At 67.7% G+C, this 26,871-nt stretch carries 22 protein-coding genes and 1 riboswitch; of the genes, 13 read left to right on the top strand and 9 right to left on the bottom strand.

The genetic code is table 11. The features are described from left to right. The first annotated feature begins 8 nt into the window (after positions 1-8). From VZC37_RS06985 to VZC37_RS06970, 4 genes are all read left to right on the top strand, one after another. On the top strand, positions 9-1,085 hold the full coding sequence (locus VZC37_RS06985; protein ID WP_330431757.1) for a hemolysin family protein: 1,077 nt from the start codon (positions 9-11) through the stop codon (positions 1,083-1,085). A 25-nt stretch (positions 1,086-1,110) separates the two neighbouring features. Beyond that, complete coding sequence (locus VZC37_RS06980; protein ID WP_330432465.1) at positions 1,111-1,995, top strand: 3-methyladenine DNA glycosylase; 885 nt, start codon at positions 1,111-1,113, stop codon at positions 1,993-1,995. A 36-nt stretch (positions 1,996-2,031) separates the two neighbouring features. Next, a complete protein-coding gene (locus VZC37_RS06975; RefSeq protein WP_330431756.1) occupies positions 2,032-4,200 on the top strand; it encodes a malate synthase G in 2,169 nt (722 codons plus the stop codon). Positions 4,201-4,363: 163 nt separating this feature from the next. Further along, entirely contained in the window at positions 4,364-5,569 is a 1,206-nt protein-coding gene (locus VZC37_RS06970; protein ID WP_330431755.1) for a hypothetical protein, read from the top strand. Between the two features lie 8 nt (positions 5,570-5,577). Here VZC37_RS06970 and gcvP read toward each other — a convergent pair whose 3' ends face one another. From gcvP to secA2, 8 genes are all read right to left on the bottom strand, one after another. Continuing rightward, a complete protein-coding gene (gene gcvP / locus VZC37_RS06965) occupies positions 5,578-8,445 on the bottom strand; it encodes an aminomethyl-transferring glycine dehydrogenase (protein ID WP_330431754.1) in 2,868 nt (955 codons plus the stop codon). Between the two features lie 160 nt (positions 8,446-8,605). Further along, positions 8,606-8,702: riboswitch (glycine riboswitch) on the bottom strand. Positions 8,703-8,769: 67 nt separating this feature from the next. After that, entirely contained in the window at positions 8,770-9,417 is a 648-nt protein-coding gene (locus tag VZC37_RS06960; protein ID WP_330431753.1) for a MerR family transcriptional regulator, read from the bottom strand. Between the two features lie 272 nt (positions 9,418-9,689). Then, positions 9,690-10,196: a bifunctional nuclease family protein gene (locus tag VZC37_RS06955; RefSeq protein ID WP_330431752.1), complete on the bottom strand. Its 507-nt coding sequence runs from the start codon at positions 10,194-10,196 to the stop codon at positions 9,690-9,692. 131 nt (positions 10,197-10,327) lie between these two features. After that, positions 10,328-11,053, bottom strand: a complete 726-nt coding sequence (gene ftsR, locus VZC37_RS06950) for a transcriptional regulator FtsR (RefSeq protein ID WP_488803381.1) — start codon at positions 11,051-11,053, stop codon at positions 10,328-10,330. A 3-nt stretch (positions 11,054-11,056) separates the two neighbouring features. After that, positions 11,057-11,512 (bottom strand): glycogen accumulation regulator GarA, encoded by a 456-nt coding sequence (gene garA, locus VZC37_RS06945; protein ID WP_330431750.1) that lies wholly within the window; start codon positions 11,510-11,512, stop codon positions 11,057-11,059. 296 nt (positions 11,513-11,808) lie between these two features. Beyond that, positions 11,809-12,213 carry a glycine cleavage system protein GcvH gene (gene gcvH / locus VZC37_RS06940; protein WP_330431749.1) on the bottom strand — a complete coding sequence of 135 codons (405 nt, stop codon included), beginning with the start codon at positions 12,211-12,213 and terminating at the stop codon, positions 11,809-11,811. A gap of 96 nt (positions 12,214-12,309) precedes the next feature. Then, entirely contained in the window at positions 12,310-12,924 is a 615-nt protein-coding gene (locus VZC37_RS06935; RefSeq protein WP_330432464.1) for a CDP-alcohol phosphatidyltransferase family protein, read from the bottom strand. A gap of 32 nt (positions 12,925-12,956) precedes the next feature. After that, complete coding sequence (secA2, locus tag VZC37_RS06930) at positions 12,957-15,386, bottom strand: accessory Sec system translocase SecA2 (RefSeq protein WP_330431748.1); 2,430 nt, start codon at positions 15,384-15,386, stop codon at positions 12,957-12,959. A gap of 276 nt (positions 15,387-15,662) precedes the next feature. Between secA2 and VZC37_RS06925 the strand changes: the two genes are divergently transcribed. The 5 genes from VZC37_RS06925 to VZC37_RS06905 all read left to right on the top strand — a co-directional run bounded on the left by VZC37_RS06925 (position 15,663) and on the right by VZC37_RS06905 (position 19,829). Further along, positions 15,663-16,265: an META domain-containing protein gene (locus VZC37_RS06925; RefSeq protein WP_330431747.1), complete on the top strand. Its 603-nt coding sequence runs from the start codon at positions 15,663-15,665 to the stop codon at positions 16,263-16,265. A gap of 15 nt (positions 16,266-16,280) precedes the next feature. Next, positions 16,281-17,273, top strand: a complete 993-nt coding sequence (locus tag VZC37_RS06920; RefSeq protein ID WP_330431746.1) for a malate dehydrogenase — start codon at positions 16,281-16,283, stop codon at positions 17,271-17,273. Positions 17,274-17,339: 66 nt separating this feature from the next. Next, complete coding sequence (gene ppk2, locus VZC37_RS06915; protein ID WP_330431745.1) at positions 17,340-18,176, top strand: polyphosphate kinase 2; 837 nt, start codon at positions 17,340-17,342, stop codon at positions 18,174-18,176. 44 nt (positions 18,177-18,220) lie between these two features. Next, positions 18,221-19,483 (top strand): polysaccharide pyruvyl transferase family protein, encoded by a 1,263-nt coding sequence (locus tag VZC37_RS06910; RefSeq protein WP_330431744.1) that lies wholly within the window; start codon positions 18,221-18,223, stop codon positions 19,481-19,483. A 49-nt stretch (positions 19,484-19,532) separates the two neighbouring features. Next, positions 19,533-19,829 carry a DUF503 domain-containing protein gene (locus VZC37_RS06905; RefSeq protein WP_330432463.1) on the top strand — a complete coding sequence of 99 codons (297 nt, stop codon included), beginning with the start codon at positions 19,533-19,535 and terminating at the stop codon, positions 19,827-19,829. Here VZC37_RS06905 and VZC37_RS06900 read toward each other — a convergent pair. Then, positions 19,826-20,401 (bottom strand): mismatch-specific DNA-glycosylase, encoded by a 576-nt coding sequence (locus VZC37_RS06900; RefSeq protein ID WP_431309378.1) that lies wholly within the window; start codon positions 20,399-20,401, stop codon positions 19,826-19,828. The two genes, VZC37_RS06905 and VZC37_RS06900, sit on opposite strands and share 4 nt — an antisense overlap. 119 nt (positions 20,402-20,520) lie before the next feature. Between VZC37_RS06900 and VZC37_RS06895 the strand changes: the two genes are divergently transcribed. The 4 genes from VZC37_RS06895 (at position 20,521) to VZC37_RS06880 (ending at position 26,686) form a co-directional block, all read left to right on the top strand. Then, the gene (locus tag VZC37_RS06895; protein WP_330431742.1) at positions 20,521-23,766 is read left to right on the top strand and encodes an ATP-binding protein; all 3,246 of its coding nucleotides are present in this window, start codon (positions 20,521-20,523) and stop codon (positions 23,764-23,766) included. Positions 23,767-23,907: 141 nt separating this feature from the next. Next, on the top strand, positions 23,908-25,347 hold the full coding sequence (locus VZC37_RS06890; protein ID WP_330431741.1) for an FAD-binding protein: 1,440 nt from the start codon (positions 23,908-23,910) through the stop codon (positions 25,345-25,347). Positions 25,348-25,436: 89 nt separating this feature from the next. Continuing rightward, complete coding sequence (locus VZC37_RS06885; RefSeq protein ID WP_431309377.1) at positions 25,437-25,841, top strand: hypothetical protein; 405 nt, start codon at positions 25,437-25,439, stop codon at positions 25,839-25,841. Next, complete coding sequence (locus tag VZC37_RS06880; RefSeq protein ID WP_330431739.1) at positions 25,838-26,686, top strand: arylamine N-acetyltransferase family protein; 849 nt, start codon at positions 25,838-25,840, stop codon at positions 26,684-26,686. Before VZC37_RS06885 ends, VZC37_RS06880 begins: the two co-directional genes overlap by 4 nt. The last annotated feature ends 185 nt before the right edge of the window (positions 26,687-26,871 follow it).

Below are 26,871 nucleotides of genomic sequence, written 5' to 3'. Positions count from 1 at the left end.
CCGGACCGATGGGTGACGTCTGGGCGGTGCTCCTCACCGTCGTACTTCTCGGCGGCAACGCGTTCTTCGTCGGCGCCGAGTTCTCCCTCATCTCCGCGCGCCGCGATCGTCTCGAAGCGCTGGAGGAATTGGGCAAGACCCGTGCCCGGACGGTGATCCGCGCGAGCGAACAGCTGTCGCTGATGCTGGCCGGCGCCCAGCTGGGCATCACGATCTGCTCGATTCTGCTGGGACGGGTAGGCGAACCGGCGGTGGCCCACCTGATCGAACACCCCCTGCACCTGGCGCACGTGCCCGATGCGCTGCTGCATCCGATCTCGTTCACCATCGCCCTGTCGCTGGTCGTCGTCCTGCACATCCTGATCGGCGAGATGGTCCCGAAGAACATCGCGCTGGCCGGGCCGGAGACCATGGCGATGCTCCTGGTCCCCGCTCACCTGATGTTCATCCGGCTCGTTCGTCCGCTCATCGCGTTCTACAACTGGTTGGCCAACTTCGCCTTGCGGCTGATGCGCGTGGAGCCGAAGGACGAGCTCGCGTCGAGCGTTTCGCCCGGAGAGCTCGCGCAGATGATCGTGGAGTCGAAGCAGGAAGGCCTCATCGACGCGGAGGAGCACGAGCGTCTCACCCGCGCGCTGCAGTCGGTCACCCGGACGGTTCGCGAGGTGATGATCCCCCTCGACACGTTGCGCAGCGTTTCGGTCGACGTCGACGAGACCACCGGACGCACCGGCCCGACGTTGGGGTCGGTCGAACGGGCGGTCAGCGACACCGGGTTCTCCCGCTTCCCGGTCCGCGGCCCCGACGGCACATTCACCGGGTACCTCCACCTGAAGGATGTCCTCGACGAGATCCTCGACGAGACGGCCGGACCCGGCACGGTCATCGGGATCGACAAGATCCGCCCGTTGCCGGTCATCGCGTCGGCCACACCACTCGACGAGGCCACGGCGGCGTTGCGCCGCACGAGCGCTCATCTCGGTGCGGTGGTCGACGACAGTGGCCGCACGATCGGCGTCGTCGCGTTGGCGGACCTGGTGGAGGAGTTCGTCGGCAACGTGCGCGACGAGACCCATCGGGTGTGACGTGACCGTGCCCGCCATCACCGACATGGTCCTGCAGCGCACCGAGTGGCAACATCGGCGCGACCGGCACCGTGCCCGGGTGGACGATCTGATCGGCCCGTACCTGAAGGAACGTCGACGCGGGCGAAAGCACCCGGTCATCGACTTCCTCTTCACCTACTACGCCTCACGCCCGGCGCACGTGCTCCGCTGGCACCCCGGCCCCGGCGTCGTGCTCGAGGAGGGCGAGGACTATCTCCGGCTCCGCGGGTATCAGCGGGTCGCCGACGGTGTGCGGGTGGATCCCGCCTACGTCGCAACCCGGGTGGGGGCACTTGCCGCCACCGAAGCCCTGCTGCGGGCCACCGCCTCACGCACCGCCCGGCTCGGGTGTTTCGGTCTGCACGAGTGGGCGATGGTCTACCGGACCAGCGACATCCGCCACGACCTCCCGCTGCGCCTCGGATCCGCGGGCACCGACGCCGTCGTCGACGAGATGCCGTTGCGCTGTACCCATTTCGATGCTTTCCGGTTCTTCACACCGGCCGCGCGGCCGCGCAACGAGACCGAACTGAGCCGCGAGCGGCAACGCTCCGACGAACAGCCGGGCTGCCTGCACGCCACGATGGATCTGTACCGGGCGTGCTTCACTCTCGCGCCGCTGATCGAGTCGGACCTCACCCTGGACTGTTTCGAGCTCGCGCTTCGCGCCCGTGAGCTCGACATGCGCGCGAGCCCCTACGATCTGCGGTCTCTCGGCTACGAGCCGGTACCGATCGAGACGGCCGCCGGTCGTGCACAGTACGTCCGCGAGCAATCGGCCATCGCCGCCGACGGCGAATCATTGCGGTCCGCCGTCGCCGAGAGGTGCACGCAACTACTGGAACAGGTTCGCCGGGATGCCCGCGAACAGCCGATTACCGGCGAGTAGCATGGATGCGTCGATTCACCCTGGAGAGAGGCTGTCATGTCTGACCGGACCACCGTCAACGGGCTGCAGGTCGCTACCGTCCTGTACGACTTCATCAACAACGAGGCGCTGCCCGGCACCGGTGTAGACCAGGACAGCTTCTGGGCGGGTGCCGCCTCGGTGATCGCCGACCTCTCGCCGCGCAACCGTGAACTGCTCGGGGTCCGCGACGAGCTGCAGGCCACGATCGATCAGTGGCACAAGGACAACCCGGAATTCGACTTCGCCGCGTACAAGAAGTTCCTCGGCGACATCGGATACCTCGTCGAGCCGCCGGCCGATTTCCAGATCGCCACCGACAACGTCGACCGTGAGATCGCCGAAACCGCCGGACCGCAGCTCGTCGTGCCGGTCCTCAACGCCCGGTTCGCGCTGAACGCGTCCAATGCCCGCTGGGGGTCGCTGTACGACGCGCTGTACGGAACCGACGTCATCCCGGAGACCGACGGCGCCGAGAAGGGCTCCTCGTACAACACCGTCCGCGGCGACAAGGTCGTCGCCTACGCCAAGGACTTCCTCGATCGGGCCGTCCCGCTCGAACAGTGCAGCTACACCGACGTCACCGCGTTCGCGGTGGTGGATGCGGCGTTGCAGGTCACCCTCGCCGACGGCAAGACCTCGACTCTGGCCGACCCGTCCGCGTTCGCCGGCTACCGCGGTGAACCGTCCGCTCCGACGTCGATCCTGTTGCGCCACAACGGCCTCTACCTCGACATCGAGATCGACCCGGAGTCGCCGATCGGCAAGACCGACCCGGCAGGCATCAAGGACGTCGTGATGGAGTCCGCGATCACCACCATCATGGACTTCGAGGATTCGGTTGCCGCGGTCGACGCCGACGACAAGGTGCTCGGCTACCGGAACTGGCTGGGCCTCAACAAGGGTGACCTCGCCGAAGAGGTCAGCAAGGGCGGCAAGAGCTTCACCCGCACCCTCAACGACAACCGCGACTACACCGCACCCGACGGTTCCGGTTTCGACCTGCACGGTCGCTCGCTGCTGTTCGTCCGCAACGTCGGTCACCTGATGACCAACCCGGCCGTCCTCGACGCCGACGGCAACGAGGTGCCCGAGGGCATCCTCGATGCACTGTTCACCTCCCTCGCCGCCATCCACGGTCTGTCCACCGAGGGCGGGGTGCAGAACTCGCGGACCGGCTCGATCTACATCGTCAAGCCCAAGATGCACGGCCCGGACGAGGTCGCGTTCACCGTCGAACTCTTCGGTCGCGTCGAGAAGGTGCTCGGGCTGCCCGAGAACACCCTGAAGGTCGGCATCATGGACGAGGAACGCCGCACCACGGTGAACCTGAAGGCCTGCATCAAGGCCGCCGAGAACCGCGTGGTGTTCATCAACACCGGCTTCCTCGACCGCACCGGCGACGAGATCCACACCTCCATGGAAGCCGGCGCGATGATCCGCAAGGGCGAGATGAAGCAGCAGAAGTGGATCGCCGCCTACGAGGACTTCAACGTCGACACCGGACTGGCCGCCGGTCTGCAGCACAAGGCACAGATCGGCAAGGGTATGTGGGCGATGACGGATCTGATGGCCGACATGGTCGAGCAGAAGATCGGACAGCCGAAGGCCGGGGCCACCACCGCGTGGGTCCCGTCGCCCACCGCCGCCACCCTGCACGCGATGCACTATCACCTGGTCGACGTGTTCGAGCGCCAGAACGAGATCGCCAAGCGGGACCCCGCGAACGTCGACGACATCCTGACCATCCCGCTCGCACCGAAGACCGACTGGTCCGACGAGGAGAAGCAGCAGGAACTCGACAACAACTGCCAGTCCATCCTCGGCTACGTGGTGCGCTGGATCGATCACGGCGTCGGCTGCTCCAAGGTGCCCGACATCCACGACGTCGCGCTGATGGAGGACCGCGCCACCCTGCGCATCTCCAGTCAGCTGCTCGCCAACTGGATCCACCACGGGATCGTCAGCGCCGACGACGTGGTCGCCGCCCTGGAGCGGATGGCTCCGGTGGTGGACCGGCAGAACGCCGATGACCCGACCTACCGGCCGATGGCACCCGACTTCGACGGCAACATCGCGTTCCAGGCCGCCAAGGCGTTGATCCTGGAGGGCACCACCCAGCCCAGCGGCTACACCGAGCCGATCCTGCACCGCAAGCGTCGCGAGTTCAAGGCCGCCAACGCCTGAAACCTCGGCGGAGAAACGCACTCGGATCGTCCGGCCCACCGCCACCCCGCTGTCGGCACGACCGATGTCGGCTATCGTCATCATCTGTCGCCCCGGTCACATACACGGTCATCCGGACCGGGGTGCCAGACGTTGAACGACGCAAGAGCGGGAAGGCGGGGGGTTGGCACACCATCGGAGTACCGACGGCCGCGGGTCGGTGCGTGGTCGCGGCGTCAGTCGAGGTCTGGTCGGTTCCCTCCTGGCGATCGTTCTCGTCGCAGCGGTCGTCGTGGTGTGGGTGCAGCTCGGTGATCGAATCGATCGTCAGGGTGAGCAGGCCGCGGCGAACTGTGTGGAGGGCACGGCGACCGTCCCCATCGTCGCCGACCCCGACATCGCCGACGCGCTGGGAACCATTGCCGAGGCCTATGCCGAGACCGGGCCCGTCGTGCGCGACCACTGTGTGGTCGTCGAAGTGCGACCCGGTGACGCCAAGGTGACCCTCGACGGGCTCGCCGGTACCTGGGATCCCGCGGCGCTCGGTGCCCGGCCGGCCGCCTGGGTTCCACAATCGTCGATCTGGGCCGCCGACCTCGTGTCCGCCCGTCCCGACGTCGTCGACGGCCAACCTCCGTCGCTGGTCAGCTCGCCGGTGGTGTTGGCGACCGCGCCGCGATTGGCCGAGGCATTCGACGATGATCTCGAGTGGCAGCAACTTCCCACACTGCAGCAACGGGACGCCGCGCTCGGCGCCTTCGGCCTGGGCAGCTGGGGCTCGATCCGTCTCGCGATGCCGGTCGGCGCACAATCCGACGCCACAGCGCTGGCAGCCCAGGCAGTCGCCATGCAGGTCACCCGCACGATGGGGCCGCTCACCGAACAGGACGCCGACTCACCGCGCGTCTCCTCCAGCATCGAGGCGATGCAGTCCGGCGCTCCGCAATCGCCCGACGGTACGCCCGTGGGCGCTGCGCGTACCATCGCCGACGCCGCCGATCCGGCGGAATCACCGATCCATGCGGTCGCCATCACCGAGCAGGCGCTCTATCAGCTCACCCGGACCGACACCACCCCGCGGCTCGCCGAGGTGATCCCCGGCGGCCCGACACCGATCGCCGACTATCCGATCATCCGACTCACCGGCGACGACGTCGCCGTCGAACAGACCGACGCGGTCGCGGACTTCTTCGAGTTCGTCCGTCAGCCCGAGCACCTCGCCGGTCTGACCGCGCTCGGGTTCCGAGGCGACGCGCCGCTGCCGGAGCCGACCGAGACGGTGGGATTCCCCACCACCGAGGACCCGATGCCCCAACCGGAGACGGCCGCGACGGTCACGATCAACCGCCTCGTCTACGGGCCCGACAGCGGCCCGCCCTCGGCGGGCTGACGACCGCGTCAGCTGCTGAACGCCTCGATCGGCGGGCAGCTGCACATCAGGTTCCGATCGCCGAACGCCTGATCGATGCGGCGCACCGCCGGCCAGATCTTCGCCCGACCACCCGCAGACGGCAGACCCAGCGGATAGACCGCCACCTCGCGCGAGTACGGATGCTCCCACTCACCGACCAACGCCTCGGCGGTGTGCGGCGCCCCTCGCAACGGGTTGTCGTCGGCGGGCCACTCCCCTGCTCCGACGCGATCGATCTCACCGCGGATGGCGATCATCGCATCGCAGAAGGCGTCGAGTTCGTCGAGGTTCTCGCTCTCGGTGGGCTCCACCATCAGGGTTCCCGCGACCGGGAAGCTCATCGTCGGGGCGTGAAAACCGTAGTCTGCCAGCCGCTTTGCCACATCGTCCACGGTCACACCGGTGGCCTTGGTCAGCGGCCGCAGATCGAGGATGCACTCGTGGGCGACCAAACCGTTCTCTCCGGCGTAGAGCACCGGGTAGCTGTCTTCGAGACGGCGGGCGATGTAGTTGGCCGACGCGATGGCGGTCAGCGTCGCGCGCCGCAGTCCGGCGGCCCCCATCATCGCGATGTAGGCGTAGGTGATCGGCAGGATCGACGCCGATCCGTAGGGCGCCGCGGAGATCGTAGCCTCGTCCGACATGTCGGCATCGAGCGGATGCCCGGGTAGATATTTCGCGAGATGGGCACGCACCGCCACCGGACCAACACCCGGCCCGCCACCACCATGCGGTATGCAGAAGGTCTTGTGCAGGTTCAGGTGGCTCACGTCCCCACCGAAACGGCCGGGACGTGCGACCCCGACCAGAGCGTTGAGGTTGGCGCCGTCGACGTACACCTGTCCCCCGGCGTCGTGCACGGCCGCACAGATCTCCTCGATGTCGTGCTCGAAGACACCGTGCGTGGACGGATAGGTGATCATGATGGCCGCCAACGCGTCCCGATGCTTGTCGATCTTGGCGCGCAGGTCGTCGACGTCGACGTCACCGTTCTCGCGGCAACCGACGACCACCACCCGCATGCCCGCCATGACCGCGGAGGCCGCGTTCGTGCCGTGCGCGCTCGACGGGATCAGGCACACGTCACGGGCCTCGTCGCCCCGGCCGAGGTGATATCGACGAATGGCCAGCAGTCCGGCGAACTCGCCCTGGGACCCGGCGTTCGGTTGCACACTCACCCGGTCGTAGCCGGTGATCGCGACCAGCCAGTCCTCCAGAGTGGAGATCAACTCGCGAATCCCGACCGTGTCGGCGGACGGCGCGAACGGATGCAGTCGCGCGAAACCGGGCCACGTGATGGGCTCCATCTCCGCGGTCGCGTTCAGCTTCATGGTGCACGACCCGAGGGGGATCATGCTGCGGTCGAGAGCGATGTCCTTGTCGGAGAGGCTGCGCAGGTACCGCAGCATCGCGGTCTCGGTGCGATACCTGTTGAACGCCGGGTGCGTGAGAAACTCGCTGCGCCGGGTCTCGATCGGCTGCGAGAACGCATGCTGCCGAACGCCTTCCGCGCTGAACGCACGGAGCACCGCGTCGATGTCCGCGGGTGTTGTGGTCTCGTCGCACGCGATACCGATGGTGTCCGCGTCGATGCGCCGGAGGTTGACGTTCTCGCGTTTGGCGTGCGAGATCACGGTGTCGGCCTGACCGGGGGCGCGCACCACGATCGTGTCGAAGAACGACGAGTACGCGATCTGGAACCCGGCCACGGTCAGACTGTCCGCGAGGTGCGCGGCACGTTCGTGCACGCGTCGAGCAATGGCCCGCAATCCGTCCGCGCCGTGATAGGAGGCGTACATCGCGGCCACCACCGCGAGCAGGACCTGGGCGGTACAGATGTTGCTGGTGGCCTTCTCCCGGCGGATGTGCTGTTCGCGGGTCTGGAGGGCAAGTCGATAGGCCAGGTTGCCGTCCACATCTTTGGACACACCGACGAGGCGGCCCGGGAGCTGGCGCGCGTGCGCCGAATGGACCGACAGGTAGCCGGCGTGCGGGCCGCCGAAGCCCATCGGCACACCGAATCGTTGAGTGGTGCCGAAGCACACGTCGGCGCCGAGCTCACCGGGTGGCGTGATCAATGTCAACGCCAGCAGGTCGGCGCCCACAGCGACCAGGGCGCCGCGCTCGTGGGCGGCGTCGATGACGGGGCCGACGTCGAGAATCCTCCCGGACGCGCCAGGGGTCTGCATGATCACCCCGTAGAAGTCGCCGTCGGGCAGTCCGCATCCCGGCATCCCGGGATGCAGTGACGCCTCGACGATCTCGATGCCGAGCGGTTCGGCGCGGGTGTCGAGTACTGCACGGGTCTGCGGGAAGAGATCGGCGTCGACGACGAGCCGGGGTGAGCGTGACTTACCGGCGCGACGCATGAGCGTCATGGATTCGGCGGCGGCGGTCGCCTCGTCGAGCATCGAAGCGTTGGCCACCTCCATCGCGGTCAGGTCCGCGACCATGGTCTGGAAGTTCAGCAGCGCTTCGAGGCGTCCCTGGCTGATCTCCGGCTGATACGGGGTGTATGCGGTGTACCAGGCCGGGTTCTCCAGCACGTTGCGCAGGATCACCGGCGGTGTGTACGTGTCGTAATAGCCGAGGCCGATCATCGATGTCGCGACCTCGTTGCGTGCCGCGAGTTCTGCCAGACGCTCATGGACGAGGTGTTCGTCGAGCGCGGGGGGCAGCGCATCGAGCCCGTTGGCATCGGCGTCGTCGGCGATGACCGCCGGGACGACCCGTTCGGCGAGTTCATCGAGGGACGAGACTCCGATCGCGGCCAGGATGCGTTCGGTCTCGTCGACGTCGGGCCCGACATGTCGGTCGACGAAGGCTGCCGGATCGGATGCGGGAGTGGCGGGCATGGACAGGTCAACCTCTCGGCGGTCTGCGGCCCTCCCCCTCTGTCATGTCCGGAATCCGAGTACGGACTCGTGGACGCCTGAGAGATTCGGCCATCCCGGGTGGGCTGACCTTTCACCGTGGGCGGAACCGGGCTCGCCCGATTCTCTTTCCAGAGACGCCGTCAACATCACGGTCCTGGGTGCCTGAGAGTTTGACGAGGAGGTGTTGCTCCTTCGGCGGCCACTCGCGATCAGTGGCTCTCTCCCGCGACGCAGCGACGCCGGTCCAGTATACGTCGAGGAGGCGAGAGCGCAGTTCAGGCCACGCGCGGAGCGCTGGGGTTGCTAGCCGGTGCGACGGGTCCGGCTCTTGCGCCGCGCCGCCAGCTCATCTTCAGGCGCGGCTTCGGTGACGCCGCCGTCGGCGCGCTCCCCGGGGAAATCGGCGATGGTGCCTGTGAGTTCGCGCATCGCACCGCTCACCGCGATACCGAAGACGCCCTGTCCACCCTGCAGCAGGTCGACGACTTCCTCGGCGGAGGTGCACTCGTACACCGTGGTGCCGTCGGAGAACAGGGTGATGCGCGCAAGATCCTCGACACCACGCTGGCGCAGGTGATCGACTGCCACGCGGATGTTCTGCAGCGAGATCCCGGTGTCCAGCAGCCGCTTCACGATCTTGAGGACGAGGATGTCCTTGAACGAGTACAGCCGCTGACTGCCCGAACCGGCGGCGCTACGGATGGAGGGCACCACCAGTGACGTCCGGGCCCAGTAGTCGAGCTGCCGGTAGGTGATCCCGGCGATCTGGCAGGCACTCGGCACCCGGTAGCCGACCAACTCGTCAGGCACGGTGTCGTTCGGGAACAGACCCGGCGCGATGTCGTCAAGGCTGCCCTGGGTCGCGGTGCCGGTCGGCGGCGCGGTCACACCGTCGGCGTGCCCATCACCGTCGGGTGACGTCACTTCGTCGTCGAACGGCTGATCGCCCACTGCAGACTCCCTCGCAACGCCAGGATCGACTCGACAGACATCACACCTCGAGGCCTGGCCTCGAGGACTGCTTCAACAGTACGCGCCTGAAAGACGATCATCCTCTGTCCCCGCTCAAATCGGGCGACGTGTCGACGGTATGCGGGGCGCGAGCACCGAATCAACGCGACGCGCCCGACAAACCTCAACCTCAACTTGAGATCGAGCGAATGGTGACCAGTCGGTGGCCGTTCCGTGATCTGGGTCGATCGTCCACTGACTGCTCGACCGTCTCAGGCGCCGCCGCTGGCCTTGAAGTCGTCGGGGGACACGTTGTCGAGGAACTCCTTGAACTTCTCGACCTCATCCTCTTTGGTCTCCGGCGACGCGCCGTCGTCGGAATCCTCATCGGGGATCAACAGGCCCGCCTCGGTGAGGACATCCTCGTCGGCGATGATCGGCACCCCGGCGCGCATGGCCACGGCGATCGAATCCGACGGGCGCGCGGACACGCGCAGGTCGTCGGCGAAGATCATCTCCGCGTAGAAGGTGCCCTCCTGCATGTCGACGATCCGCACCTCGCGCAGCGTCTTGCCGAAGTCGGTGATCAGATTGACGATCAGATCATGCGTGAGCGGCCGCGGCGGTTCGATGCCCTTCTGTTGCAACGCAATCGACGCCGCCTCGCTCTGTCCGATCCAAATGGGCAGATACCGCTCGCCCTCGACTTCGCGCAGCAGCAGTACCGGCTGGCTCTGGGGCGGCTCGACCCGAATGCCCACGACTCGCATCTCGCCCATCTCGCACCCGCTTCCTCATGATCGCCGGACGATTGACTCCTCGGCCCACTCGAGGGGCACCTCGAGACGCTCCGATCACTGAACACGACGCTACACCGCAATGAGGTGGGGCGGCGGGCGGTGAACGTCGATCAGTCGAGCACGTCGCGGACCGCAGCCTTGACGAGCTGGGTGTGCAACGTGACCGACAGGGCGGCGATCTCGCGGACGAGTTCCTCGGCGCGGTCCCGCGCTCCGGTCCCCTTGCCCTTGGCAATCGGACTGGCGATCTGCGCCACGAGACCCGCCTCGCGGTCCGCAGAAACCTTGAACGCCCGCAGATGCCGCGTCTCCACGCCGTAGTTCGCCAACGCCGCAGCCGCCTCGACCAGCCGGACGGCATCCTCGTCGAAGAAGCCACCGGGGCCGGTGGCCAGGAGTCCGGCACGCTGCAGTTCGGTGACGAACGCGGCGTCGACACCGGTCCTCTCGATGAGCGTCTCCCGTGAGACGCGACCGCCGCGAGATCCGAAATCGGTGGCCGGGGCAACGGCGCCGCGGGCAGACGAGATCAACCGCGTGCCGCCGGCGCCGGAGCCGCCCTCACCACTGTCGATGGCCTCGAGCTGCTCCTTGATGACCTTGAGCGGCAGGTACCGATCACGCTGTGCGGTCAGCACGAAACGCAACCGATCTACGTCGGTCGAACTGAACCTACGGTATCCGGATGGCGCGCGCTCGGGAGTGATCAGACCCTCGGACTCGAGGAACCGGATCTTGGAGATCGTCACATCCGGGAAATCCTCGCGCAGAAGGGCGAGCACCGAGCCGATGGACATCGACCCCTCGCCGCGCTGACCTGCCGACGACGCCGTCACGGGTCAGGAGCCGGTTTGGCCGTCGCGCGGTCCGCTGAGGAACACCAGGCGGAACTTGCCGATCTGGACCTCGTCGCCGTTGCTCAGCTGCGCGGTGTCCACGGGCTCGCGGTTGACGTAGGTGCCGTTCAGGCTGCCCACGTCGACCACCTGGAACTCGTTGTCACCGAGGCGGAATTCGGCATGCCGACGGCTGACCGTCACGTCGTCGAGGAAGATGTCGCTGTCGGGGTGCCGACCGGCCGATGTCGTCGGCTGGTCGAGCAGGAATCGTGACCCGGCGTTGGGACCGCGCTTGACGACAAGCAACGCCGTGCCGGGCGAGAGCCTCTCGACCCCGGTGTCGGCGGGCTCACTCGAGGTGCTCGCTCCGGAGTCGAGTTCTGAGATGAACTCCTCCCGGAAAACCGATGTCGTCTCCACCGGTGCCTCGAGATCCTTGTCGTTTTCGCTCACCACTTCTCCTTCGTCTGTTTCGGTGACGCCGAGAGTCTCGACACCACCAACACCCTGTCGACCCGGGCGAGCGCGCAGGTCATGCGCCCCACTCGCCGCCGATGCCGATCGTCGTCCACTGGCTCGGGGAGCCGGTCCGTCTGTCGCATCGCGTGACCGACCGGATCTGCTGTGAGTAACCGTACCGTGTCGCGGCCTCCACACGGGTGATCGAGTCGATCGGGACACCGATGATCTTAGTCGCAGTGTCTCCGCGCTCGATCCGTGCCGGACACAGTGCCCGGCACTGACGTCGGCGATCAGCCGTCGATCACCGCACGGTAGCCGTCGGCGTCGAGCGTCTCCGCCAGCGCCGCGTCGAGCGCCGCCTCGTCGGCGACGTTGATCACGACCAGCCACCCGGCACCGTACGGGTCGGAGTTCACCAGTTCCGGCGTCGTCTCGAGATCCCCGTTGACCTCGGCGACGGTGCCCTCGAGCGGCCCGTAGATGTCCGAGACGCTCTTGGTCGACTCGACCTCGGCGAAGGACTCACCGTTCTCCACCGCGTCGTCCACGGTCGGCAGCTGGACGAACACCACGTCGCCGAGCGCGTCCTGGGCGAAGTCGGTGATTCCCACCCGCACGCTGGTCGGCCCGGTCCGTTCCACCCATTCGTGTTCGGGGGTATAGCGCAGGCCTGCGGGAACATTGGTTTCGGTCACGGTCGAACCTTTCTGGTCTGTTGCACCGTCTGCTCTGCGGTGTCGGTGGAGCGCTGGGTCGGTCGAGAATGCGGGATCGGCGACGTATCCGGGAGTTCAGGGTACGTTGCCGGGACGTCGTTGCGGCGGCATCTGCCGCAGCACGAGAACGGTCTGGTAGGCGTACAGCACGAAGGACCACAGGTAGAGTCCGACGCCCCAGATCATGAACGCCCAGCCGATCGGGTAGCAGATGGTGCCGATGATCGAATCCAACTGTCCGGCAAGGAGCCACGGGAACGCACTCATCAACGCGAAGGTGGCGGCCTTGCCGATGTAGAGCACCGGCAGCGCCATCAGTCCCCGTGACCGCAGCAGCGGCGCTGTGGCGAACAGAGCCAGATCGCGCCCGATGATCACCGCGATCAGCCACCAGGGCACAAACTCTCGGATGCCGAAGGCGATCGGGATGATGACGATGTAGAGCCGGTCGGCCGCCGGATCCAGCAGCGCACCGATCCGCGACGACTGATCGAGCCATCGGGCGATCTTGCCGTCGGCCCAGTCGGAGAAACCCGAGAACATCAGGATGGCGAACGCCCACCCGTCGGCTTCTTCGACCAGCAGTAACCACAGGAAGACCGGGATGAGCGCCAACCGAAGCATGCTCAGCGCGTTCGGCACGGTCAGCCACCGATCGCTCTCGGCGGTCACCGACTCGTCGTGACCCACGTCCTCGCTCGGACCACCCGGCCCGCCGGCGGTCACCGGAAGATACCGATGATGCCCTGCAGGGTCTTCGCGCCGCCCGACGCGAAGAGGTTGTCGTGGACCATGTAGGTCCACGTCGTCGTCGAACGGTGCAGATCCGCCGTACCGAGGTCCACCCCGTCGGCGGTGATCGTCGCCTCCCGGAAGGTGGTGCGCGCGTTCTCGACCGCGTCGGTGGGCAGGGTCGCGAACTCGTCGAGGATCAGCTTGTGGAACTCGTCGAGTGGGCTCTCCTTGCCGAGCGACCGGAGATGGATACTGGCCCGGGCATCGGACACGAATGCGAGGTGATCCGCCCAGGCGCGGTCGAGGTGATACAGCATGATCTCCCGCGCGGCCTGCGCCAGCACGACTCGGTCGACGGGTTCGACCGGTGCGGCCGGACTCGAGTCGACTGCCGGGGCACCCTCGACCGACTCGCGTTCCGATGCGCCCTCACCGGGGTCTGCCTCGGTCTCGTCCGCGTCGGTCGATTCGCCGGCAAGTGACTCGGTTTCGCCGATGAGCTGCGCGTATCGCTGCGGCTCCTTCTCGGCGAGTTCGTCGAGCGCGATGTCGGTGGTCAGGACCTCCATCCGGCGCGAGACGACGATGTCGCGCTGCTGGTTGACCAGTGTGTTGTAGCGCCAGGTGTTGGCATGCAGCTCGAGCATCACACCCTCGGCGACCCGCTGGGCCTGCTCGATCAGGTCGATGCCCTTGGCCCCCATGGACCCGTCGTCGGACTGCGACACGGGATCACGCTTGAACGCCAGGTTCTTGGTGACGACCGGATCTTCGAGGCTGGAGAAGAACACCGACCGACCGGGGTCGCCCTGCCGTCCGGCGCGGCCACGCAGCTGGCTGTCGAGGCGCTGGGTGTCGTGCCGGCCGGTACCGATCACGCAGAGTCCGCCGAGCTCGACGACTTCTGCCCGCGCCTCCTCGTCGTCGGCGGAGCCGCCCAACCGGATGTCGGTGCCGCGGCCGGCCATCTGCGTGGAAACCGTCACCGCGCCGCGCGCGCCGGCCTCCGCGATGATCTTCGCCTCCTCGGCGTCGTTCTTGGCGTTGAGGACCACGGTCGAGACCCCGGCCTTGTCGAGGAAGTAGGCCAGCTCCTCCGACTCGGCGACGTCGTGGGTGCCGATCAGGATCGGTTGTCCGGTCTCGTGCACCTCCTGCACATATCCGACGATCGCCTCGACCTTGTTCGCCTTCGTGTCGTAGACGCGGTCCGGCTCATCGACACGAATGTTCTCCGTGTTGGGCGGGATCTGCGAGACCAGCAGCTCGTAGAACTGCCGGAACTGTTCGCCCGCGGCCAGCGCGGTGCCGGTCATTCCGCACACCGTCGGGTAGCGACTGATCAGCGCCTGGACCGTGATGGTGTCGATCACCTCGCCCGAGTCGGTCTGGCTGAGACCTTCCTTGATCTCCACGGCCGCCTGCACGCCGTCGGGCCAGCGCTGCAGCTGCGCGACTCGTCCGCGCGACGCATTGATGAGGTGCACCCCGCCGTCCCGGACGATGTAATGGATGTCGCGTTCGAGCAGGTAGTGCGCGTGCATCGCGATGTTGACGTGCACCAGCGTGGTACCGACGTGTTCCTCGTCGTAGAGGTTGATGCCGCCGAGTTCTTCCTCGACGAACGCGGCCCCTTCGTCGGTGAGGGTGACGTTGCGGCCTTCGGCGTCGACGTCGTAGTGCTTGTTCTTCATCCGCGCCACCACGTCGTGGATGGCCTGATCCGGCACCTCGGCCTCGGTGGATCCGGCGAGCACCAAGGGCACCAGCGCCTCGTCCACCAACACGGAGTCCGCTTCGTCGATGATCGCGACGTCGGGCTTCGGCGAGACCAGGTCGACCGGTGACAGCGCGAGCTGATCACGCAGGACGTCGAAGCCGATCTCGTTGACGGACCCGTAGGTGATGTCGGCGGCGTATGCCGCCTTCCGCTCGTCGTGATCGGAGTTCTCCGACACGGCCCGTGCGACCAGACCGAAGGCGGCGAACAACGGCGCCATCCACTCCGCGTCGCGGGTCGCGAGGTAGTCGTTGACCGAGATCACGTGCACCCGGTGTCCCTCGAGCACGTGGCCGATGGCCGCGATCGCCCCGGCCAGGGTCTTACCCTCACCGGTGGCCATCTCGACGACGTCGTTCTCGAGTAACCGCAACGCGCCCTGCAACTGGACGTCGAACGGCCGCATGTCCAGCGTGCGGTCGGCGGCCTCACGGACCAGGGCGAGGAACTTGGCGCGATCATCGCGGTCCGTCCCGATGTCCAGCTTCTGCGCCTCAGAGGCAAAGGCGTCGTCCTCGAGTTCCGCGGCCCAGGTCGTGTGGGCGTCCGCGTCCTTGATCAGGGCGACGGATTTGGACTGATTGCGCGACGACTGGGAACCCAGAAGGCGCCACATCCTGTTGCTCAGTTTTCCCACCGAAAACACTTCTCCTGACTCGTGCCTGTCGGGCGTGGACCACCGCCACGGCGCCGCTGCGACAATGGGGTGACGCCACGACGAACCACCACGGGCGCCCCGAGGTCGCCGTCCACGGTACGCGCCGTGCACCGGGGCACCGTCGAAGGCACCTCGTCCCCGCCCGTTCGATCGGCTGACGCGACCGTCTCGATCTCCCGACGGGCGCGATCAGCCGTACCGCGATCAGCCGTAGAAGGCCGCACGGCGAACCGTGCGGTTGGGTACCGTTGGCTCATGCCTTGCACTGGTGCGCAGACGGTGGCGACACAGGATGATCGTCACTTATCGCATCGCGCCGCAGAGCGCGGAAATCGACAAGTCACGGCGCCGAAAGGACTCGGTTCGCTCCGATCGGTTCTGCTGGCGGTGGCGTTCCTCGCCCTCGTCGCCCCCGTGGTCGGCACGGGTGCCGCGACGGCCGCACCGGTGCCGGTGCCGCCCGCGCCGCTCCGCCCTGCTCCGGTCCCGCCGATATTGCCCGACGACCCCTACACGCTGCTCGCCGGTCATTCCTATTCGTCGGTCGGCGTGATCGGCGGCGCCATCCCCGGCGGAGGCCCGCTCACCGTGGACTTCGCCCGAGGTGAACGTCGCGTCGGCCTCGACGCCGGATGCAACCAACACGCCGGCACCGTGACGGTGAAAGGCGACCAACTCCGCATCGACCGCCTGGCGTCGACGATGATGGCGTGTCCGGCGCCGCGGTCCGAGGCCGATGGGTGGCTGACACGATTCACGTCGGTGCCGTTGACCTGGCGTGTGCTGGGTCCCGTCCTGGCGCTGTCCAGTCCCGTACAGACGGTCGTTCTCGTCGAACAGCAGCCGTCGACCCGCTGACCACGAGAGGCCTCGATGTCATCGTCGCACCCTGCCGTGGTGACCGTGACCGGTGCCGCCGGCCACATCGGCTACGCGGCCCTGTTCCGGATCGCCGCCGGCGCGATGCTCGGTCACGAGCGCCCCGTCCACCTGCGCCTCCTGGAACTGCCACATGCCGTGTCCGCGGCCGCCGGAACGGCGATGGAACTCGACGACGGCGCGTTCGAGCAATTGCTGTCGGTGGACATCTACGACGACCCACGCGCGGCCTTTGACGGCACCGACTTCGCCCTGCTGATCGGGTCCCGGCCGCGCAGCAAGGGGATGGAACGCGCGGATCTGCTGCAGGCCAACGCCGCGATCTTCGCAGAGCAGGGTGCGATCCTCAACGACGTTGCCGCAGAGGACCTCCGCGTGATCGTGGTGGGCAATCCCGCGAACACCAACGCGGCCATCGCGTCGGCGCACGCACCGGACATCCCGGCGGAGCGGTTCACCGCACTCACCCGCCTCGACCACAATCGGGCGATCGCGCAGCTGGCGCACCGCGCCGGGTGTGTGGCGCGGGAGATCAGCCGGGTCACGGTGTGGGGCAACCACTCTCCCACCCAATACCCGGACATCTTCCATGCCCGGGTCGCGGGTCGGTCCGGAGCCGAACTGGCCACGGACCGCACGTGGCTCGAGGACGACTTCATCCCCACCGTCGCGAAACGCGGCACCGCGATCATCGAGACCCGTGGCGCGTCATCGGCCGCGTCGGCTGCCAGCGCCACCATCGACCACGTGCACGACTGGGTCCTGGGCACACCTGCCGACGACTGGACGTCGGCGGCTCTGCCGTCACCCGGTGTCTACGGTGTGCCGGAAGGTCTGGTGTGCTCGTTCCCGGTGCGTGCGGTGGCCGGGCGGTGGGAGATAGTCGAGGGTCTCGACATCAACGACTTCTCGCGAGCCCGTATCGACGCGTCGGTGGCCGAACTGGCGGGTGAGATCGCCGCGGTCGGGGATCTGTTGCCGGCCTGAGGCCGAATGGGGTGTCGCTCTCGGGTCTTCGGTCCGGCGTGCGCTCCGGCGCCGTATCCTCTCCCCATGGCGAAGAAGTCGACAGATGGCAAGGCTGCGAAGAAGATCCCGAACAACGTCTACGAGGCCGAACTCTTTCGACTACAGACGGAACTGGTGAAACTGCAGGAGTGGGTCCGGGCCACCGGTTCTCGGGTCGTCGTCATCTTCGAGGGCCGCGACGCCGCCGGCAAGGGCGGCACCATCAAACGGATCAGCGAATACCTCAGCCCACGCGTCACACGCATCGCGGCGTTGCCGGCGCCGACGGACCGCGAACGGGGTCAGTGGTACTACCAGCGCTACGTCGCCCATCTCCCGGCGCCCGGCGAGATCGTCCTCTTCGACCGTTCCTGGTACAACCGCGCCGGTGTCGAGAAGGTCATGGGATTCTGCACGCCGGAGGAGCACACCCGGTTCCTGCGCCAGACACCGATCTTCGAGCAGATGCTGATCGACGACGGAATCCTGTTGCGCAAGTACTGGTTCTCCGTGTCCGACGACGAGCAGCTCAAACGTTTCCGCTCCCGGCTCGACGACCCGGTGCGGCAGTGGAAGCTCAGCCCGATGGATCTCGAGGCCGTCTACCGATGGGAGGACTACTCCCGGGCCAAGGACGAGATGATGGTGCACACCGACACCGCGCTGAGCCCGTGGTACGTGGTGGAGTCCGACGTCAAGAAGCATGCCCGCCTCAACATGATCTCCCACCTGCTGTCGACCATCGACTACGAGGACGTGCCGCGGCCCAAGGTCGATCTGCCGAAGAAACCGATCGACTCCGGCAATTACCGGCGACCGCCGCGGTCGCTGTCGAAGTACGTCCCCGACCACGTCGCCGACCTCCTCGGCGGTGATCACTGACAGAGCGTGCATGCGGCGCGCCGACGGTGGGTAACATCCCATGAGTGCCAGTGCCCGGTGTCCCCACCGCTCTCCGTGACCGATTTCGCAACCGGCGCGGCGACGACGAGATCATCTACCTCATCTCCCCGGCCGGATTCCCCAACTACGGCGACGAACTGATCGCCCGCGCATGGCTGCGTGAGCTGGCTGTCCGTCGTCCGCGGGCGATGGTCGTCCTCGACTGTCACAGCCCCGGCCAGGCCGGTCTCCTGTTGCGTGACCTGCACCCACGCGCAGTGTTCGTCGACACCCTCTGGCAACTGACCCACTACGCGTCTGACCGGGAACGCACCGACGGCCCCGATCCCGACACGCCATGGACCTGGGTCGCCGACGCCGCCACGCGTTTCGGACCGGCGCCGCGGCTCGCCGAGGGCGTCGACGTGTTCCGACGGGCGACCTCGGTGCACATCCTCGGCGGCGGATACCTCAACGCCGTCTGGCCTCAGCATGTCTCGCTGGTGGCCGCGGTCGCCGAACTCACCCGTGCCACCGGGGTCCCGGCCTACGCCACCGGGCAGGGGCTGCTTCCGCTGGTGGGCGAACCCGCGTGGTCGGTCCTGCGCAAGGGCATCGAGGACTTCGCGGTCTTCGACTGTCGCGACGCCGCGTCCGCCGCGGCGCTGGCCGGCGCCGGGTCGGGTCGACACACCGGCGACGACGCCTGGCTGGGCCTCGACGATCCCGAAGTCGTCCGCAGACCCGAGCTCGAGCAGACACCGGGGCGATTGAGCTCCGGCGGGACCGCGGCAGGTGTGACCTTGTGCGTCCAAGGCGATCTCGCCGACGAGTTCAGCGCGCGGGGCCAGACCGGACTCGATGCACTCACCGAGTTCATCCGGGCCACCCTCGACGCCTGGGAGGTGCCGGGGGATGCGATCACCGTCATCGAGGGAATTCCGGGCCGCGACCGCGAAGTGCCACTGAGACTCGGGGAACGACTCAAAGGAGCACGGACGATCCCCTTCCTCGGGGTGTGGCGCAACGGCCTGCCGGTCGGCTTCGGCGACACCTGGATCAGCACCCGATTCCATCCGCATCTCGTCGCGGCCGCAGCCGGCGACTCCGGCGTCGCCGTGATCCCGCGGCCCGACTACTACGCCACCAAACACGGGTCGCTCACCGCCAGCGGATCCCGGTGGACGGTGGTCGACGACCCCGAGGTGATCCCGGAACGTCCACGCGCCGGCGGTTTCGACGGGGCAGCCCGACGACGTGCCGTGTCCACCAAGCGGGCACTGGCCGATGAGTTGTATCCCCGATGAGTTGTATCCCCGCTGATTTGAATCCCCGACACCCGTGACCGACTCGACGATGTGGATCGGATTCGCCGAACTGGACTATCTGCTCGGCGACGTCCACTCACTCAAACACAAGCGATCGATCGTCCGACCGATCATCGCGGAGATCCGACGCCGATTCTCGGTGTCCACGGCCGAGGTCGGACACCTCGACGCCCACCGCCGCACCGTCATCGGTGTCAGCGTCGTCGCCGCCGACCGCTCGCATGTCGTCGACGTGCTCGACGCGGTCGAACGGTTCGCGGGCGGACGCCCCGAGGTCGAGCTCCTGGCGGTGCGGCGACGCGTGTTCTCGTCGTCGGACTTCTAGTCGAACTCGAGGATGCCCGCCGCACGGGCCGCGTCGCCGTAGGCCACCGCCAGGGAATCGACGGTCTCGTGCGCGTTGAGTCCGCTCGGGTTGGGGACCACCCACACCTCGGCGCCGTCCCACCGCTCCTCCTGACGACCGACGACGGCCCGCGGTATCTCGAACGCCGACCGGTACGCGGTGATCCCGGCGACGGCGACCACCCGTGGGCCGATATCGGCGACACGCGCACGCAGTTGCGTACCACCGGCACGAAGCTCGTCAGCCGACAGCTCTGCGGCCGTCGCCGTCGCCCGCGCGACGACGTTGGTGATGCCGACACCGCTGCGACACAACATGTCACGATCGTCGTCGGACATCCCCGCGGAGGCGTCGATCAATCGCTCGACGATGCCTGCCCGATGCAGCGCGGGATAGAACCGGTTGCCGGGGCGTGCGAAATGAGCGCCGACCGCGGCGGTCCACAGGCCGGGGTTGATGCCGACGAACAGCAATCGACAATCGTCGCCGATGAGATCGGGGACCTCGACACCGCGATACTCCAGCAGTTGTTCACGCCGCACGCCCGTCACCTCTCTCACGAACTGCTCGACCGGCGTCCCGGTTCACGGAATCGGACACGGCGCCAGCGTAGTCCGAACAAATGGACATCCGCGGGCGACCCACGCCGATCAGGTCTAAACTCTCGCTGGTGGCTCGGCTCGCATACACGGTCCTGGGCGGACTCGGCGCGCAGATCGATTCCGAGCCCGCCGAACTCGGCACGCGCAAGCAGCGTGCGGTGCTCGCTCAGCTGATCCTCGCGGCCGGCGCCCAAGTCAGCGTCGATCGCCTGATCGAAGGCATCTGGGGAGCGAGTGCACCCGACCGCGCCGAGGTCTCGGTGCAGGCGTACATCTCGGGCCTGCGCAAAGCTCTGGAACCCGGCCGCAAACCACGAGCCCCGTCATCCGTACTCGTCACCCGGGGCGCCGGGTACGCACTGGTCGCCGACGACGATCAGGTGGACGCGCGCAGGCTCACTCGTGTGATCGCCGACGCCCACGCGCAACACCGCCGCGGCGACTCCGCCGAAGCCGCTGTGCAGTTGCGGGCCGCGTTGGACGGATATCGCCCACTGCTGCCGGAGTTCGAGGGCCTGGCCTTTCGCGACGAGGCCGCGGCCCTGCTGGACCGCACGATCGGCGAAGCCCTCGAGTTCTCGTACGAGGTGCGTCTCGCGCTGGGCGAGCATCGGGCCCTCGTGCCCGAGCTGGAGCAGGCCGTTCGCCGCTCACCGCTCGACGAGGGCCTCTGGGTGCTCCTCGCCACCGCGCGATACCGACTGGGACGCCAGTCCGATGCGCTTGCGGCGATCGCCGACGCCCGGAAGATTCTCGCCGACGAGATCGGCGTGGATCCTGGTCCGCGCCTTCGGGATCTGGAACGCGACATCCTCGACCACGCACCCGACCTGGTGCTGCCCGACGCCACCGGACGGGTACCGCGCCTGGTCGGTCCGAGCGATCACGTCACCGCCCCGCCAACCGTCCCGGATGCCCTCGCCCAGGCGCCCGGGGGCGAGCGCACGACGATCACCGGCTCCGCGACCGCCGATGCCCGATCGCCCGAGGACGCGGCCGGGGCAGACATCGGCTCTCTGATCGGACGAACCGACGAGCTGTCGGTCCTGCACCGCGCGGTCCTCGCGTCGCTGCAGGGGCCTGGCGGCGTGGTCATCGTCGAGGGGGACCCCGGCGCGGGCAAGAGCGCCCTCATCGAGGAAGCCGCCCGCCGTGCGGCCGCCGCGGCCGACCTAAAGGTGTTGTGGGGGCGGTGCGTCGAGGATGCAGCCGCCCCGTCGATGTGGCCGTGGGTGCAGATCCTGGGAACCGTTCTGCCGGATCTGGCCCCGGAGGACCGGACCGCCCTCCTCGACAACGACCTCGGGCGCCTGGTCACCCACGACACCACCGTCATTCCACCACCCCGTGAGATGCCGGATGCGACAGCACGTTTCCGGTTCTACGATCAGGCCGCGAACATTCTCGCCGGGGTGGCCGAACGACATCTGCTGATCATCGTCCTCGATGATGTGCAATGGGCCGACAGCGCATCACTGGAGTTGTTCGCGCACATGGCCGCACGGCGCACGCCCGGGGTGACGTTCTTCGCGTCGCTGCGGACGCGGACCCGGCGGTTGGCGGTCGGCAACGCGTTGGCCACGGTGTCCCGGCTACCCGAGCACCGCAGGATCGAGGTCGGCCCCCTCACCGACGACGACATCTCGGCCATGGTCCGCCGCGAGACCGGGGACTGGCCGACCCCCGGCACGGTCGCGTCGATCTCCCACCGCACGCGCGGCAACGCGTTCTTCGTGCGGGAATTGGCCCGTATCCTGGCCGACCGCGGGTCCATCGACGACCGTTCGGTTCCGGCCGGGGTGCGTGACGTCGTCCGTGAACGGCTCGGTCCGCTGCCGCCGGCGACGGTGGAACTACTCGAGTTGGCGGCGCTGATCGGCAGCCGGGTCGACCTCAGCTTGCTCGCCGCGGCGGCCGGACGGCCGATCGACGAGACCCTCGAGGCACTCGAACCCGCCGACGCCGCGGGTTTGATCGGCGCCGAACCGGACGACCCGTTCGCGTTCCGCTTCGACCACGACCTGATCCGTGAGGCGATCGCCGGGCGCATCTCCACCTCGCGAGCCTGTCGCCTCCATCTCGCCGTCGCCGATCAGTTGGAAGGCGATCCGACGGCCGGCGCGACCACCCAGCGCGCCACCCACCTCTTCTCGGCGGGCCCGCTGGCCGACCGCGCCCGAACCGCCCGTGCCCTCGTGGAAGCCGGCCGAATCGCCCTGCGTAGCTACAGCTTCGACACCGCAACCCGGTGGCTCGCCGATGCTGCCCGGTTGGCGCGCGGTATCGACGACCGCGACCTGGAATTGCAGGCGATCACCACGTTGATCGCCAGCGATGTGGCCCGCAACGGGTACTTCGCCGCCGATCGGGAGCTACTCCGCCGGGCACGGGAACTCGGCGAGGCCGATGCCGACGACGCGCTGCTCGCACGGCTCGACTACGCGAGATTCGCGGCACATTCACAGATCGCCGACATCCGTGGCGCGCATCGCCATGCCGACGAACTCGCGGCCCGGGCGAGACTGTCCGACAACCCCGTGGTGAAGCACCTCGGGATGCAGGCAACCGGGATCGACCTGTTCGACCGAGGTCACATCGGTCAGGCGCTCCGGGTGCTCGAGACCTATGCGCCGATCGACCGGGCAGTCAGTGGTCTCCAACTCGACCAGCTCATGATCGGACAGGGTTTCCGGGCGGTCGCAGCAACCCTGTCCGAGGGCCCAGCGGTCGGCCGCGAACTGTTCGAGCAGATCGACACCGGACCCGACGAACCGATGTCATACCTCGGAACAGCGATCTTCGCCGTCACCGGCGCCGCTCTCATCGGGGACGTGGACTGGGCCCGCGAGGTCGGTGAGCGCCTCGTGCGTTCGTCCGCGCACAACGCGCTGGAGTACCTGCGGACAGGCGGCGAACGAATGTACTGGTGGGCTCGGGCGGTCGGGGATTCGCCGGACGAGGCCCTCGACCACATCGAGCGTCTGCACGACCCACGCCAAGAGCAGCGCACCGGAATCGGCCTGTGGTGGGCGCTTTACGCCGAGGCCCTGGTCGCCGCCGGCCGATTCGAGGACGTCCCGGTGCTGCTCGAGCACGCACAGGTGTTCGCCGAACGAACGGGTCAACGCTATCCCGACGCCCATCGCCTTCTCGTCTGCGCCGAGTTCCAGCACGCCACGCAGCATCCCGCCACCACTGTCCGCGACACGTTGCGGGAGGCCCGGCGGGTGGCCGCACGGCAGGAGGCTCATGCGCTACGCGCCCGCATCGAGGCGTTCGCGACCGATCACGGGTATCCAGATCTCGCCCGCTGACCTGCGCGAATCGACTTGAGGTCGGGTCTCCAAATCGGTCCCAAGTACCTCTCAAGGGGTGCCGTCGAGAGTTGGTCTCATCCGGGACATCCGGACCCCGACCAGCCGACGACTTCGGCGCACAGCGATTGGAACCACTCGATGACCATTCAGACCACCCGTCCGGCCACCCACCCCGACTCCCCGGAAGGGCTCGAGGTCCGTCCGCAGACCTCGGTCCTCGCCGAACTCGCCGACCGCATCGCCGGCGACGTCCTCGGGCCCGGAGACCACGGGTATGACGAGGCCCGCACCGGTTTCAACCTGTTGGCCGACCACCGTCCCGCCGTGATCGCCGTTCCCGCGAACCGCCACGACGTGATCGAGGTGGTCCGGTTCGCCGCGGACGAGGGGCTTCGTGTCGCGATCCAGGCCACCGGGCACGGTCCGGGTTCGGCCGCCGACGGCGCGTTGCTGATCAACACCTCGAAGATGACCGACGTGAGCGTCGACCCGGCAGCCCGCACCGCCACCGTCGCGGCCGGTGCCAAGTGGGCGCCGGTACTCGCACAAGCCCAGGAGCACGGGCTGGCCCCGTTGCTCGGGTCCACCACCGACGTCGGCGTCGTCGGATACACGCTCGGCGGCGGATTCGGGTGGCTGGGACGCAAGTACGGATTGTCGTCGGACGCCGTCCGCTCCTTCGACATCGTCACGCCGGACGGCAACCCGCTCCGGGTCAGCGCGACGAGTCATCCGGACATCTTCTGGGCGTTGCGCGGCGGTGGCAGTGGCAGTCTCGGCGTGATCACCGATGTCGTGATCGACCTCTTCCCCGTCAGCACCGTCTACGCCGGCAATCTGTTCTACTCGGCCGAGGACGCACCGGAGGTGCTGCGGCGGTTCGCCGAGTGGGCGCCGCAGCAGTCCGAGGACCTGACGTCGGCGGTGACGGTGATGAACTTCCCACCGCTCGACATCGTCCCGGAACCCTTCCGCGGCAAGACCTTCACACTGGTCCGCGGCTGCTGGTCCGGAGACGTCGCCGACGGTGCCCGGGTGATCGACGAGTGGCGGCAGTGGAAGACCCCGGAGGTCGATCTGTGGGCGGAGATGCCGTTCGCAGCGGCCGACGCGATCAGCATGGACCCGACCGATCCGCTACCGGCGATGGTCACCACCGAGTGGCTCGACGAGCTGCCCGACGCCGCGATCGACATCGTGGTCGACCGGGTCCGACCCAAGCCGGGAACCCTTCCGCTGGTGCTGTTCGCCGAAATCCGGCACGCCGGCGGTGCGGTGGCGCGCGGGGCCGCGACGTCCCCCAACGATCGCGGGCGCGAAGGCACCTTCCTGCTCGAGCTGGCATCGATGGTGCCCGATCCGCACGTCGGACTCGCGGTGGAGTCCGCCTTGCGACTCACCCGCAAGGCCCTGGAGCCCTACGTGACCGGGGCCGCGTATCTGAACTTCGTCGAGTTCGACGAGAAGACCGCGCGGTCGGCGACGTCGTTCAGCGAAGACAACCACCGGCGACTCGTCGCCATCAAGGCGGCGCTCGACCCCGAGAACCGCTTCTGCCACGGGGTCGCGCTCCACTAGGTCGACCGACCCCGCTGCGGGAGGGCCCCGGCACACCCCGGCCGGGGCCCTCTGTGGCGCTTTGTCGATGGCACCCGAGTGGTGCGTACATTGGCGGTGTGACCACGCCCCGGCCTCCGCTGATCATCGTCGACGCCGCCAACGTCGTCGGATCGAAGCCCGACGGATGGTGGCGCGACCGGCACGGAGCCACGGAACGACTCCGAGACCGGTTGGTGGGACTCGCCGAAATCGGGTTACCGGGCATCCCGGGCCCGGTCGAGGTCGTCATGGTCGTCGAAGGGCAGGCGCGACACGTGGCACCGTCACCGACCGTGTCGACCGAACCGGCGCCACGATCCGGAGACGATCGCATCGTCGACTTGGTGTCCGAACACCGAGGTCGACAGATGACCGTGGTGACCGCCGATCGCGAGTTGCGGCGGCGGGTGGCCGATCTCGGCGCCGACGTCGTGGGACCGTCGGCACTACCCGATGCCAGGATGGGGACATGACCTCGAGCGAAGCCGACCTATCGACGATGACCGCCGCATACTTCGATCGGATCGGATACACCGGCCCGACGACTCCATCGCTCGACACACTGACCGGCCTCGTTGCCGCACACGTACGGCACATCCCGTTCGAGAACCTCGATCCGCTGACCGGCACCCCGGTGGCCGACCTCGATCGAGAGAGTCTGCACGACAAGTTGGTCGGCCGGCGGCGCGGCGGTTTCTGCTACGAACACAACGGTTTGTTCCGCCATGTCCTGCTGGACCTGGGGTTTGCCGTCGACCAGTTGGCCGGCCGTGTCGTGTGGATGAAGGAGCCCGGTCCGCTACCCGCGGAGACCCATCAACTCCTCTCGGTTCGCGTGCCCGGGCAGGACGGCAGCTGGCTCGTCGATGTCGGGTTCGGGGGCCAGACACCCACGGCTCCACTGCGTTTCGAGGTCGGAACCCAGCAGCCCACCGACCTCGAGCCGTTCCGGATCACGCTCTCCGACGACGGGCTCTTCCACGTCATGGAGTCCAAGGTCGGAGGGCGGTGGCAACCGCTGTACCTGTTCACCGATCGTGCGCGTCCCCCGGTCGACAGCGTTGTCGGGAGTTGGTTCGCCTCGACGAATCCGAGTGCACCATTTCCCAATGCGCTCATGGTCTGCCTGATCGTCGACGACACGCGGTGGAACCTCAACAATCGACACCTTGCCGTGTACCACGCCGACGGAACCCGCGAAAAGCGTGAACTCGCTTCTGCGGCTGAGGTTCTCGATCTGCTCGGAAGTCGTTTCGGCATAGATCTCGCAGGGATCGAGGGAATCGAGGAGCGCGTGGCACAGGTCGTGGATTCCTGACGGCCCACCGCCCCCTGAGGAGCCCGCCGAACGAAGTGAGTGGGGCGTTCCACCCGGCCCCTGAGCGGCCTATGAGGTTTGTTGTCAAGGGGGTGTTTTGCGGGTTGGGGCATGGGGTATTTGCCCGCGGGCGGTGTTTCGATGTGGCGTGCGGCGCGGGTTGTTCGGGGTGTTCGGTGGGTGGT

Origin of the sequence: Gordonia sesuvii (genome assembly GCF_036350415.1) — a bacterium.
Classification (GTDB): domain Bacteria; phylum Actinomycetota; class Actinomycetes; order Mycobacteriales; family Mycobacteriaceae; genus Gordonia; species Gordonia sesuvii.
The sequence above is the reverse complement of the archived record's forward strand: the minus strand, read 5'-3'. Positions and strand labels throughout refer to the sequence as shown.